Genomic DNA, 13545 nt, shown 5'->3' with positions numbered 1-13545 from the left:
CTTTCTTTTAATTACCTGTAAAATAAACAATGATACTGACCTTTTACAAATTCAAAACAGGAAAGGAATTATTAATGAAGACGAATCATTTATCTTTGAAAAATACAATATATATTGGACTATTACTCTTTGGTGTTTTCTTTGGTGCGGGAAATGTTATTTTTCCTATCTCACTTGGTCAACAATCTGGGAATCTACTTCCCTTATCTACTGCTGGTTTTTTAGTTACTTCAGTTGGATTTTCTTTACTGGGTGTTTTAAGTGTTAATTTTATTAAGGAAAACAGTGTTTTTGAAATTGCAAATAAAGTTAGTAAACCGTATGCTTATGTTTTTACAATTCTTATTTTCTTGATTTTAGGCCCACTGTTTATTACGCCTAGACTAGCCACTACTTCATTTGATGTTGGGATTCAACCTTTAATTAGTGCTGGTTCCGAAAAATGGGTTTTGGCTATTTTTTCTATTCTATTTTTCACATTAACTTTTGTGTTAACTTTAAAACCTGCAAAATTAATGACTTATGTTGGTAAATACCTAACACCCTTGTTCTTAATTCTAATGGGAATTTTAATTTTATTTGCTTTTATGAATCCAATGGGAGACCTCAATCATACAGCACAGCCTGCTTATCAAAGCCATACTTTCTTCACTGGTTTCTTGCAAGGTTATAATACTATGGATGCTTTAGGTGCTCAGTTGATGGCTTTCATTGTGATCGATGCTATCAAAGAATTAGGTATAACTGATTCAAAACAAATCGCCAAAGAGCTGACGAAATCCAGTGTGATTTTTATTGTTTTGATGAGTGTTATCTATATCCTGCTGACTTTAATGGGCGGTTTAAGTTTGGGCCAACTAGCACCAGCTTCAAACGGTGGCATTGCCTTAGCACAAATTGCCACTCACTATTTCGGTAAGCTTGGGAATGTCTTACTAGCTGCTATTATTATCGTTGCTTGTTTAAAAACAGCGATTGGATTAATTACTGCTTTTGGAGAAACAATGAACAACTTATTTCCTAAAGTTTCTTATCGTACATTTGTCATCATCGCCTGCATTGCTCCAGCACTATTTGCAAATATTGGATTAACAAATATTATTTCTTATTCTGTTCCTGTTTTAATGTTTATGTTTCCATTGGCTCTTGTCTTAATCATTGTTGCTTTATTAACGCCGTTAGTTGGTGATCATAATATCTTATACCAAACAACAACTTTATTTGTTTTGATTCCCGCAATTATGGATGGACTCAACAACCTACCACAGTTTTTGGCAAATGAGACAATAACAAGAATCATTGAATCCTATCATGCACTCATTCCTTTTAGTTCAATTGGACTGGGGTGGGTAATGCCTGCTGTTGTTGGTTACATTATTGGGATGAGTTTACTTAAATTAAACCCAACAAAAAAAAGCAAAGCTTAATGCTTTGCTTTTTTGTTTCAATCCTATAAACAGTGATAATATTAGATTATGATATAGAAAAGAGGTTTTTTATGGATCAACTATTGAAAGAAATCGGTGACTTTTTTAACCAAAATCCAAAAGGCTTTTTTGCATTTGTGGTTTTTATCTTCGGTATTATTTTATTTGGATTTGGTAAAAAAGTGCCTATTTTACGCTTGTTGTTAGGCGATAAAAGTGTCTTCTTCCAACTTTTTTGGGGAGCCATCATATCCCTAATTGGAATTGCCCTAGTCTATTTATTTAGATAAGAAAAGAGGTTTAAACTTGTTTATTTTTTGCATATTTTTAATCGATTTAATCATTATGACATCATTTTTATACAGCTACAAACAAAATAAAAGTCGACTACGAAATGGTTTGCTACTTAACTTAGCTATTTTAACAACGGGAATACTATTTGGTTCCATTGTTTTAACAATCAACTATCAGCCTTTGACTATAACAAGCTTCATAATAGCTGGATTATTAATGGTTGTTGTTATTTTCTTTTCAATATTTTATGGTGTCTTCTTAATCTGGAACGGTATTATCGTTTGGCAAAAAGAATCTCATTCACTAGCTAACACATTGACACTTATTTTAGGAATAATGAGTATCCTTTATCCATTTGTTTTTGGATTGATACATTGGTTATTACCTGAAAAAATATTCATCTTTTTTGACAATATACTAAGTATTATTTTAGGTTACATTATCCTTTGTTTGTTTAGCTTTTTAAGCTCACTATTACTCTTTTACTTTTATAGACCTAAAAAGGATAAAGACTTCATTATTGTTTTAGGTTCAGGATTAATCAACGGCAATCAAGTGCCACCTTTATTAGCAGCTAGGATTGACCGTGCCATTTGGTTTTATCAAAAACAAATTGAAAAAGGAAAACCCGCACCTTACATTATTTGTACAGGAGGTCAAGGAGCTGATGAAAGCACTTCAGAAGGTGAAGCTATGCGTCAGTATGCCATTGACCATGGTGTTGATTCTAAACGTGTGATTGCGGAAACCAAAGCAAAAAATACAATTGAAAACATGACATTTTCAAGACAAATTATCGATCAACTTGGACTAGATGTTCATAATGGTATCTTTGTTACAAGCTACTACCACCTTTATCGTGGTGCTCAATACGCTAGAGATGCCGGTATGCCAATTAATGGTTTGGGTGCGAAAACAAGATTTTTCTTTGTACCAAATGCAATTATTAGAGAGTATATCGCTGTCTTACTTGCGCACCGAAATTTCCATACCATTGTCATTGTCTTGCTAGTTATTTTCTCGATTATTAACTCATTATCACAATTAAAATAAAAAAACTCTGAGCGTTTTCGCTCAGAGTTTTTTTGTTAATCTTTTTTACCGCGGAATTCATCCACTTTTTTGCCAGCTTCGTTTAAACCGTCGCTCACTTTTTTGTGAACATCATCAGTTGCTTTTTTAGCTTTATCAACAGCGTCACTGTTTTTAACTGAATCAATGCCCTTTGATACTTTGTCTTTCATTTCGTCAAAATTAAATGCCATAATGTATTCCTCCTCATTAATTTAATTCTATTATAGCGCTAGAATATAAATTTGTTAACTAATTTATACTAAAATTTTGAAAATAATTGACTGTTTATATTAAAATGATATGATAAAAATAATAAAAACATATTAAAAGGAGATTCGCTATGTCATCACTGATTAATCGCTTAAACAAAAATTTATCTATTTTGAAACCCAATTCAATTCTAGAATTCAACGCTGAAATTTCACAGATTGAAGATATTGTTCACCTTACAATTGGTGAGCCTGATTTCAATACACCTGATCACGTCAAACAAGCCGCTATCAAAAGTATTGAAAACAATGAAAGTCACTACACAAATCCCCGTGGTACAATCGAACTTCGAACAGCCGCAAGCCAATTTTTAAAATCTAAGTATGGGTTAAACTACAATCCAGAAGATCAATTAATTATTACAGCCGGTGTAACTGAAGCAATTTATGCTACATTGTCTACAATTTTGAATCCAGGTGATAAAGTCATCTTACCTACACCTATTTTCCCTCTATACATCCCGATTATGGAATTCTTAGGTGCTTCACCAATTTATATTGATACTTCAAAAACAGATTTCAAATTATCAAAAGAACAACTGAAAAAAGCACTTGATGAAAATGGCGAATCAGTAAAAGCAGTTGTCTTAAACTTTCCAAACAATCCAACTGGTGTAACTTATGATCAAGCTGAATTAGAAGATTTAGCATCTGTTATTGCCAACTACGATATTTTTTGTATCAGTGATGAAATTTATAGCGAACTTTCTTATCAACATGACCACGTTTCAATGGGAACAATTTTACCTGAGCAAACAGTTGTCTTTAACGGTGTTTCAAAGTCACACGCTATGACTGGATGGCGTATTGGTGTGATTGGTGGACCCGCTCCTATTATTAATGAAGTTAATAAGGTGCATCAATTCTTAATCACATCAGCTACAACCAATGCTCAAGCAGCTGCAACTGAAGCGTTCAAGAATGGGCTTGAAGATGGTCCTCAGATGCGAGAAGCCTATGCTAAACGTGTTGCCATTTTAGAAGAAGGGCTTAGTCAACTTGGATTTGATTACGTCAAACCAAACGGTGCCTTTTACTTATTTGCCAAAATTCCTGAACAATTTACACAAGACAGTTTTGAATTTAGCCGTCAACTCGCTCACGAAGCAAAAGTTGCCGTCATTCCAGGTTCTTGTTTTGGTCCTGGTGGTGAAGGCTATGTTCGTATTAGCTTTGCTGCTAGTGAAAAAAATATAAAAACGGCACTAGATCGTATCAAAACATTTTTAAACCAGGTAAAATAAAAGCGACGACTGACTCAGTCAATCATTTCACCCCAGAAAAGGAGCTTTATTTTGAACAAAAACTGGCTTGAAACACTCAAAAAAATTACGATGACAACGCTTAATGGTGTTTCCATTGGTGTTATCGTTGCCTTGGTTCCAGGTGCTTTACTTAATAACATTATGAAAGCCTTGTTACCCCATTTTGGACTTGCACAAACCGTCTTAAACTTTACGGCAATTTCAGCAGTCCTACTTCCTGTAATTAGTGCACTTTGTGTTGGCTTAATGGGAAAACTAACGCCAATCCAGAGCGCTTCGCTTGTTTTAGCCACAGCAATTGGTGCTGGCAATATTAAAACAACACCCAACGGACTGACAATCGCTGGATCAGGTGATGTTATTAACGTTGGTGTCACAATTTTAATTAGTTATATGTTGATACTACTCTTAGGCAATCGTCTAAAATCTTATACGATTTTGCTATTACCATCGATTGTTTTGATTATTGGTGGTGGGATTGGTCAATTAACACTGCATCCCGTTGGTAAAATTACCCAATTTATTGGCGATTTCATCGCACAGGTGACGCATCTTCAACCTATTCTGATGGGAATTTTACTTGGTATTTCATTTGCTTTAATCATTATTTCGCCCGTTTCTTCGGTAGGAATTGCTTCTGCAGTTGGCTTACAAGGCGTTGCTTCCGGTTCTGCTAACCTTGGGATTGTGGCAGCTGCTTTTGCTTTAGCTGTTTATGGTTTCAAAGTTAATTCACTCGGTGCATCCCTTGCTCACATCATCGGTTCTCCTAAGATTCAAATGGCCAACATCGTTAAAAAGCCAAAGGTCATGCTGCCGATTGCGATTAACTCTGGTATCTTAGGTGGATTAGGTGCACTGCTAAACATCAACGGAACCGCTATGAGTGCTGGATTTGGCTTTTCAGGTTTAATCGGGCCTATTGCCGCACTTGAACAAGGTTCAAACATTTTGACATTAATTATTATTTTCATTATTGTACCGTTTGCTTTAGCTTTAATTAGCCATTATTTATTTATTCTAAGATGGCGCTTTATGGACATTAAAGACTTTACACTTAATTACGATTAAAGGAGAAAAATGTGAAGCCCTTAACTTTTGCCCAGTTTAAAGAAGTTTTAGTGAACATTTTAAATGGTATTTCGATTGGTGTGATTACTACGCTAGTACCTGGTGCCATTTTGAACAATTTAATGAAGCTGTTCACCCAATACTCTTGGTCACAATCTGTTCTATTATTCACTGCTATTGCAACGACTCTACTTCCAGCAGTTAGTGCATTATGTGTTGGGATGATTAGCCAGTTTACACCGATCCAAACAGCCTCGTTAGCCTTAGCAACCGTTGTGGGAGCTGGTAACATCAAAGTTTCATCTAATGGCTTATCTATTGCTGGAACTGGAGATGTAATCAATGTCGGCGTTACTATTTTAATTGCCTATCTAATCATCTTGATTCTGGGTAATCGTTTAAAATCTTATACGATTTTATTGATGCCATCATTGGCCCTTCTAATTGGGAGTGGATTAGGAAGCTTAACACTAAAACCTGTTGGTCAAATCACACTCCTCATTAATAGTTTGGTCACGCAATTTATGCATCTTCAACCATTCTTAATGGGGGGATTACTTGGTGCTTCATTTGCTTTGATTATGATTTCACCCATATCAGCTGTTGGGATTGCGACAGCTGTTGGCGTTTCGGGAATTGCTTCTGGATCAGCAGGACTGGGCGTTGTCGCGACAGCCTTTTCCTTATCCGTATACGGATTTAAAGTCAACTCTTTTGGAACTGCGATTGCATTGATATTAGGATCACCGAAAATTCAGCTCGCTAATATTTTAAAAAAACCCAAAGTTATTTTCCCAATCGTGGTTAACGCCGCAATCATGGGAGCTTTAGGACCCTTATTTAATATTCAAGGAACTCCTGTTAGTGGCGGATTTGGTTTTATTGGTGCAGTTGGCCCTATCACAGCACTAGAATATTCTGCTAGCTGGTCAGTGGTTGGCTTAACTTTTATTGTAATTCCGATTTTGTTAGCCCTAATCAGCTACTACTTGTTTATTCAAAAACTAGGCTATATGTCACAAAATGATTTCAAAATTAACTACAAATAAAAAAGGAAACTCAAAGTTTGAGTTTCCTTTTTTTTATTCACCAAATTCACCGTATTTTTGAACAATACCTAAGAATTTTTCAATTGTATCTAATTCATCTTGTGTAAATGAACTAAAATCTTGTTTAACCTTTTCATAAGCTAATTCATGAAAAGCTAAATTAGCATTAGCTAAATGCTCCCCTTTAGAGGTTAATTTAACATAAACATTACGATAATTTTCTAGCCCTCTAAATCTTTCAAGATACCCCAACTCATTTAATTTCTTGATTCGTCTAGAAACACCGCCTTGTGTAATTGACATCTGATTAACAATATCTGAAATCATAACTTCTTTCCCCAATATCAAAGTTAAAATTTCTAAATCATGATGTGTTAGCTGTGCTCTAACCTCTTCAGCATAAAGAGAACCATATTTTTCTTCGAAAAAGCTCAACTTTTCAGTTAAAGAACTTTTTTGTAATTTTTCGATTACCTGCCAAGCAATATGATCGCGATTAATTTGAACCAAACTAATGTCCTCCTCACTATAACTTTTATTTTATATTCATTATAATTATCAAATATTAATTATATCATAAATATAATAAAAATTTACTTAAAATGCTATAACAACAAAAAGAACACTGCCTTAATTAAGACAGTGTTCTTTTTAATGACTTACTTTTTTTGTAATGTAGTCTCCAATGAATTGGATAACGAAAACAAATAATAAAACCATCAGTGTTGCAACGATAGTCACATCATTTTGGAAACGTTTATATCCAATATCCAATGCAAGACTTCCTAGTCCACCTGCTCCAACAGCTCCAGCCATTGCAGTTAGGTTAACTAGACTAATAATTGTTAAAGTACTTGCTCTAATCAAATCAGGTAATCCTTCTTTTAGGTATACGCTCCAAACAATCCCAAAGTTTGATTCTCCCATTGATTGAGCCGCCTCAATAACACCTTTATCAACTTGCACTAAAGCATTTTGAACCTGTCTAGCATAAAAAGGAAATGTTCCAATTACAAGCGGAACAAGTGCTCCTTGTGGGCCTATTGTAGTGCCAACGATTATTTTAGTCAAGGGACCAATTAAAGCTAGCAAAATAATAAACGGAATAGATCTTAACACATTGACAATCTTATCAGTAATGTTGTAAATCGTTTTATTTTCGGCAATTGCACCGTCTTCAGTAATAACTAAAATCAGCCCTACAACTAGACCGATAACACCTGCGATAATCGCACTAATGATTGTCATATAAAGAGTTTGAGAAATTGCACCTTCAAAGCCATAATCACCATGCCAGTTATCAAAAACGTTAGGAATATATTGTTTTAGAAAATCCATTAATCGTCACCTCCAAAATCAGCTAAATTGAGTTTCTTAATGCGAACACCAGATTTAGTTAAAAATTCTAATGATTCTGCTACTTTTGACGCTTCGCCACTTAAAATCACGATTAAGCTTCCTATTGGTGTTCCTTGTAAGATTTCAACATTACCATATAAGATATTGGCACTTACGCCAAATTTTTGGTAAAGGCTAACAATAATGGGTTCATCGGTTGTATCCCCTGAGTAAGAAAGCTGAACTAATTGTTCACCCGGCTTAAGGTGTTTTAAGTTATCTTGTTGTGCTAGACCTTTTAATGTTGCATCTAGTCTTGTTGTGGTATCAATAAATGACTGGGTCAAACTAGTTTTTGGATTAGCAAAAATATCAAGCACTGAGCCGCGTTCAATTACTTTTCCTTGTTCCATCACAGCTACTTTATTACTGATTTGTTTAACCGCTTCCATTTGGTGAGTGATTAAAACGACAGTTAAGTTCAACTTTTTATTTAGCTCTTGTAATAAATTCAAAATTGATTCGGTTGTTTTAGGATCTAACGCACTTGTTGCTTCATCAGAAATTAAGATATCTGGGTCATTAGCTAGTGAACGGGCAATTGCCACACGTTGTTTTTGACCGCCAGAAAGTTGTCTAGGATAAGTATCTTTTTTATCTGACAATCCAACTAATTCTAAAAGTTCATTAACTTTATCAGTTTTTTCTTGCTTAGAAAGGGGGCTCCCTTTTAAAGCATAAGCGACGTTTTGCGCAATTGTACGTGACATCATTAAGTTGAAGTGTTGAAAAATCATCCCGATTTTCTTACGTGTTTGACGTAGCTTTGGCGCATCATATTGGCAAATATCTTCACCATTAATCAGCACTTCACCACCTGTTGGTCGTTGAAGCAAGTTAATCACACGAACAAGTGTACTTTTACCTGCTCCAGAATAACCCACAATACCAAATATATCACCACGTTGAATGTCTAAATTAACGTTATCAACTGCTAATACATCGCGTTCTTTATTCTTAAAATTAACACTAATATTCTTTAGTTGAATTAAGGGCTGTGCCATCCTTTACACCTCGTCTAATCTAAAATTTGTAATCCCATGCTGGAATTGTTGAACCTTGGTATACTTCTTTAATCTTATCAGCAACTTCTTGTGTTTGGTAAGCTGCGACGATTTTCTTGTAAGTTTCGTTATCTTTGTTTTCTGGTTTTGTTGCAATCACATTAATCCAAGGTTTTGATTTTTCTGTAATTGGTTCTCTATAAATTGCTGAGTTTAAATCTAATTTTGCATCTAAGGCAACTGTGTTATTCACAACAGATGCGCTCACTTCAGACAATGAGCGTGCTGTTTGTGAAGCATCTAAAGGTAATAATTTGATATTTTTTGGATTATCTACAACATCATTTGGTGATGGTAATTTAACATCGCTTTTTAGTTTCAACACACCTGCTGATTCTAGTAGTTGAAGTGCACGTGCTTGGTTTGTAACATCATTTGGAAGTGCAATTTGTGCACCATTTGGTAAATCATTTAAGCTTTTGATTTTATCTGAGTAAACACTCAATGGTGCAATTACTGTATTACCAATCGCTGTAAGATTTGTCTTACGAGCATTGTTCCAGTTTTCTAAAAAGTAAACGTGTTGGTAAGCGTTCAAGTCAATGTCACCACCAGCAAGCGCTTGGTTAGGTTGATCATAATCATTAAATTGAACTAACTTAATATTAACGCCTTCTTTTTGAAGGTTGGTCTTGATAACGTCCCAAATACGTGTATCTGAACCCATGATACCTACTTTGACCTCATTACCACCGCCACCTGATGAACAAGCTGTGGCTACCAACGCAACTACCACGGTAACTAAACCTAATAAAATCTTTTTAACTGACTTTTTCATTACTAATTCCTCCTACAAACTAAATTCCTATTAAAATAAAAAAACTCGCCTCTAATATTAATTAGAAACGAGTTTATCGTGATTACCATTCTACTTCGAAGCAAGCTTACACTTACTTCCTCAACAACGTACAACCAAACTCAAAAAGAGTTGTGATACGCGTGCACGGTTAATGGGTGCCAGTCCATCGTTACTTAAAATCATTCAGTAACGCCAATCATGAGCCATTTTCGCTTCGTGTGAACTACCTTACTCTCATCAAATGTAAGTTTTCTGTACAGTCTTTAACAAAGTTACTTTCTCAATCAACTTGTTTGCTTTATTCCGTTGTTGGCTAAATAATAAGCCATTTTTTGTAAGTTGTCAACACCCAAAAATTAAATTTGATTTTCATCTAGTTTTAATTTAGTCTCTTAGTTACAGTATACTATGTCAAATAGTTAGGAGTTAAAAATGAGACAAGAAGAAAAAGTAAAAATATTAAGTGACTTAATTGAAATTAATACCGTTGATCAAAATGAAAAAGAAATTGCTGATTACATTGCAGAATTATTTGACCAACATGGTATTTCTTCTATTATAGATGAAGTTGCTCCTAATCGTGCAACGTTGGTCGCAGAAATAGGGACAAAAAAATCTGATAAAATTTTAGGGATTTCAGGACATGCTGACACTGTTTCTGCCGGTGATATTAGTAAATGGACATATGATCCTTTCAAAGCAACAATTGTAGGAGATAAGCTGTATGGTCGCGGATCAAGTGACATGAAAAGTGGTCTGGCAGCACAAGTTATCGCTATTATCGAATTAGTTGAAGAGCATACTTTACCAGCCGGTATTCTAAGATTTTTAATGACAAATAATGAAGAAGATGGTGCTTCAGGTGCTAAGGTACTAACTGAAAAAGGCTACAGTAAAGATTTAGATGCGCTTATTATCTCTGAACCAACAGGTGGAGATGTTATCTATGCACATTGTGGTTCACTAAATTATCGCGTTAAAAGCTATGGTAAAGCTTGGCACAGTTCCGCTCCAAAAAATGGTATCAATGCCATCACTGATTTGATAGCTTTTGCTAATCAAGAACCACATCTTTTTGACAAATTTGAATCTGATCCTATTTTAGGTGACTTAGCCCACAGCATTACCAAAATTGAAGGGGGTCATCAAATCAACTCCATTCCTGAATATGCTGAATTATCAGGTAATATCAGACCAACCGGTACTGCTCCTAACCAAGCTATTATTGATATTTTGACTCGTACTATTGACCAATTAAATCAAGAAATAGCGGGCCACCTTGAACTTGAAATTATTCATGACTTTTATCCAGTTGTCACTGACCCTAATGATAAGTTAATTAAGCAACTTACTTCGCTTTCAACCGCAAACTTTAATAGAAAAGCGGAATTAAAGATTATCCATGGTGCAACAGATGCTAGCGATTTTGTTAAAGCAAATCCAATGCTTCCCGTAGCAGTATTTGGCCCTGATGCTTGGGAAAATGCGCATCAAGTTGATGAGTTCACAACAATATCTAGCTATTTAAAAACAATTACAACGCTAAAACAGGTTATTTTACAATATTTCAATGAATTTGAATAAAATGGTCACACTTTTTTCACATTTTATCAGTATAGTTTAACCATAGCCAATAGGTTACCCCCCTTGAGGCTTGTTATAAACAAATATGACCCAACTTTTGTTTTCATTCATTCTTACTCCTCCAAGTAGATTGAACGTTGCGTCGACTTGTTAGTCGACCCAAAAGAAAAGCCAGCCTCCCCGGGCTGGCTTTTTATTATGCTATTTTTTGCTTGACAAAACTGTTAATAAGTAGCACTATTAGGATTAAAGATAATCTTTTAGTACCAATCTGTTTGGATTACATAAGTTCAATTATCTCGTACATACAAGAAACTGATTCTATTTATTATGTTTTTTTTAAATTACAATTTTATAAGTTGTTTTTTTTATTGCATAATATTAATATTATTTTTAGTCCAAGCGTGATGACATTAAAAGCTTATTTATATATATTTATTGGAAATATTCGGAGGGAATATACTATGAAAAAATTAGTTGTACTAGGAAGCACATTATTTGCTTCAGCATTGTTATTAACAGGTTGTTCAAACGGTAACAGCTCAAACAGTTCATCATCAGATGCACAAACATCACAATCATCAAGCTCAGCTGCTGATTCATCATCACAATCATCATCAAGTGATCAATCAAGCTCACAATCAAGCTCAGCTGCTGATTCATCATCACAATCATCAAGTTCAGAAGCTGCTTCATCAGAATCATCAGCTAACTAATTTGATTATTAAGAAAAGACATGCGATTAATTGCATGTCTTTTTATTTTTGTCGATATTCGAATATGGTAGACTTAATAGTATATTATTCATCAAAATTATATAGATAAAAGGATTATACTTATGCATCGATCTCGCAAACAAGTCAGACGACAACGTCAACAAAACAATCGAAATTTCAAAAAATGGGGGCTTATTTTATTCAGTATTTTTATTGTCTTAGCTTTGATTATTATTGCGACAATAAAAATGGAATCCTCTCCTTCTGAACCAAAAGCTGACCAACTGATTGAACAAACTTATCCTAACTTAAAAAAACTGGCTTCAACAAACAATGACCAGATTCAAACTTATTTTTTGCCAGAAAATGAAGTTATTAAAAATGCTGCCACAACAATGATTAACCAGCAACTAAAAACTGATAATGTGTATTACCTTACATCTAAAGAAAATGGCACCATTTTAGTGAACACAATTTATAGTGTTCCAAAAAATAGTCAGAACCTAACAACGGATTCAGAAGTAGTCGCTGAATTCAATTCTACAAAAGATGGTAGTAAAATTTTGAAGCTGGCAGACTTGATTAAAGCTGATGACAAGAGTCAGGCTGCTTTTAAACTAGCCTTGACTAAACATGTTTTTGAAACAAACGCTATTAATTCTGAGCAATTCCTTACACTAAAAAATCAATTGCAGTCCATTTCCTTAGATACAACTCATTTCAAACTCAATCAAAACCAACTGGATATGCGTCTTCCTGATAATGCCGCAACTATCAAACAAGCAACTTTGGATATGGCTTCAATTAATTATTTATTGAACCCTGATTACCAAATTTCTACTGAACAGCCTACTCAAAGTCAAAAGAAAGTTATTGCTTTGACTTTCGATGATGGTCCAAGAGCTGGTTCAACCGATAGTATTTTGAATACCTTAAATCAATTTGATGTTAAGGCTACATTCTTTATGTTAGGCCAGAATGCAAAACGCTATCCTAACTTGGTTAACAAGGTAAAAGAAAATGGTCACGCTATTGGTAGTCATAGTTTTAATCACCCGATGCTAACTAAACTGACGCCAGATGATCTCAACAATCAAGTTAATCAAACTGACCAAGCAATTTATGAAGCTGCTCATATTTATCCAACTTTATTTAGGCCGCCTTATGGTGCCAGAAACCAAACTGTCGATCAAGCTATTTTCAAACCATTGATTGAATGGAATATTGATAGCGAAGATTGGAAAAAACCAGGTGTGTCAACACTGCTCAAAACCATTCAACAAAATGTACGCTCAGGTTCTATTCTTTTGATGCATGACATTCACCAAACAACAGCCGATGCATTGCCTACCATTATCAATTATCTTAAAAATGCAGGTTATGAATTCGTAACAATTGACCAGTTATATCAACACAAACTTTATCCAATGACTAACTATTATAGCCAACATGACACACGCTAAAGCATTCAATCTGAATGCTTTTTTTATTAGGCTTAATTAATTCACTTTTACTACTACTTGTGTTAAATTTTA

Annotated in this window: 14 protein-coding genes; 9 read left to right on the top strand and 5 right to left on the bottom strand. The window is 34.6% G+C overall.

What is annotated here, in order from left to right:
• The first annotated feature begins 74 nt into the window (after positions 1-74).
• The 3 genes from brnQ to JNUCC72_RS00380 all read left to right on the top strand — a co-directional run bounded on the left by brnQ (position 75) and on the right by JNUCC72_RS00380 (position 2774).
• On the top strand, positions 75-1427 hold the full coding sequence (gene brnQ / locus JNUCC72_RS00390; protein WP_454143821.1) for a branched-chain amino acid transport system II carrier protein: 1353 nt from the start codon (positions 75-77) through the stop codon (positions 1425-1427).
• Positions 1428-1498: 71 nt separating this feature from the next.
• A complete protein-coding gene (locus JNUCC72_RS00385) occupies positions 1499-1717 on the top strand; it encodes a hypothetical protein (RefSeq protein ID WP_454143819.1) in 219 nt (72 codons plus the stop codon).
• Positions 1718-1733: 16 nt separating this feature from the next.
• A complete protein-coding gene (locus JNUCC72_RS00380; RefSeq protein ID WP_454143817.1) occupies positions 1734-2774 on the top strand; it encodes a YdcF family protein in 1041 nt (346 codons plus the stop codon).
• Positions 2775-2809: 35 nt separating this feature from the next.
• Here JNUCC72_RS00380 and JNUCC72_RS00375 read toward each other — a convergent pair whose 3' ends face one another.
• Positions 2810-2986: a hypothetical protein gene (locus JNUCC72_RS00375; RefSeq protein WP_156403337.1), complete on the bottom strand. Its 177-nt coding sequence runs from the start codon at positions 2984-2986 to the stop codon at positions 2810-2812.
• A 149-nt stretch (positions 2987-3135) separates the two neighbouring features.
• Here JNUCC72_RS00375 and JNUCC72_RS00370 point away from each other — a divergent pair, with 149 nt between their 5' ends.
• From JNUCC72_RS00370 to JNUCC72_RS00360, 3 genes are all read left to right on the top strand, one after another.
• Complete coding sequence (locus JNUCC72_RS00370) at positions 3136-4308, top strand: aminotransferase class I/II-fold pyridoxal phosphate-dependent enzyme (protein ID WP_454143815.1); 1173 nt, start codon at positions 3136-3138, stop codon at positions 4306-4308.
• 90 nt (positions 4309-4398) lie between these two features.
• Positions 4399-5400, top strand: coding sequence for a PTS sugar transporter subunit IIC (locus JNUCC72_RS00365; RefSeq protein ID WP_454144668.1), 1002 nt, complete (start codon positions 4399-4401; stop codon positions 5398-5400).
• A gap of 11 nt (positions 5401-5411) precedes the next feature.
• Entirely contained in the window at positions 5412-6449 is a 1038-nt protein-coding gene (locus JNUCC72_RS00360; protein WP_454143813.1) for a PTS sugar transporter subunit IIC, read from the top strand.
• 33 nt (positions 6450-6482) lie between these two features.
• Here JNUCC72_RS00360 and JNUCC72_RS00355 read toward each other — a convergent pair whose 3' ends face one another.
• The 4 genes from JNUCC72_RS00355 to JNUCC72_RS00340 all read right to left on the bottom strand — a co-directional run bounded on the left by JNUCC72_RS00355 (position 6483) and on the right by JNUCC72_RS00340 (position 9689).
• Positions 6483-6959, bottom strand: a complete 477-nt coding sequence (locus tag JNUCC72_RS00355) for a MarR family winged helix-turn-helix transcriptional regulator (RefSeq protein ID WP_454143811.1) — start codon at positions 6957-6959, stop codon at positions 6483-6485.
• 141 nt (positions 6960-7100) lie between these two features.
• Entirely contained in the window at positions 7101-7787 is a 687-nt protein-coding gene (locus JNUCC72_RS00350) for a methionine ABC transporter permease (RefSeq protein ID WP_454143809.1), read from the bottom strand.
• A complete protein-coding gene (locus tag JNUCC72_RS00345; RefSeq protein WP_454143807.1) occupies positions 7787-8851 on the bottom strand; it encodes a methionine ABC transporter ATP-binding protein in 1065 nt (354 codons plus the stop codon). The genes JNUCC72_RS00350 and JNUCC72_RS00345 overlap by 1 nt, the downstream gene beginning before the upstream one ends.
• Positions 8852-8870: 19 nt before the next feature.
• On the bottom strand, positions 8871-9689 hold the full coding sequence (locus JNUCC72_RS00340; RefSeq protein WP_454143805.1) for a MetQ/NlpA family ABC transporter substrate-binding protein: 819 nt from the start codon (positions 9687-9689) through the stop codon (positions 8871-8873).
• Positions 9690-10142: 453 nt separating this feature from the next.
• Between JNUCC72_RS00340 and JNUCC72_RS00335 the strand changes: the two genes are divergently transcribed.
• The 3 genes from JNUCC72_RS00335 (at position 10143) to JNUCC72_RS00325 (ending at position 13473) form a co-directional block, all read left to right on the top strand.
• A complete protein-coding gene (locus JNUCC72_RS00335; RefSeq protein ID WP_454143803.1) occupies positions 10143-11294 on the top strand; it encodes an ArgE/DapE family deacylase in 1152 nt (383 codons plus the stop codon).
• Between the two features lie 464 nt (positions 11295-11758).
• The gene (locus tag JNUCC72_RS00330) at positions 11759-12010 is read left to right on the top strand and encodes a hypothetical protein (protein WP_454143801.1); all 252 of its coding nucleotides are present in this window, start codon (positions 11759-11761) and stop codon (positions 12008-12010) included.
• A 122-nt stretch (positions 12011-12132) separates the two neighbouring features.
• Positions 12133-13473 carry a polysaccharide deacetylase family protein gene (locus JNUCC72_RS00325; RefSeq protein WP_454143799.1) on the top strand — a complete coding sequence of 447 codons (1341 nt, stop codon included), beginning with the start codon at positions 12133-12135 and terminating at the stop codon, positions 13471-13473.
• The last annotated feature ends 72 nt before the right edge of the window (positions 13474-13545 follow it).

The organism is Holzapfeliella sp. JNUCC 72, assembly GCF_053668685.1.
This window is presented reverse-complemented; position numbering and strand designations above follow the sequence as displayed.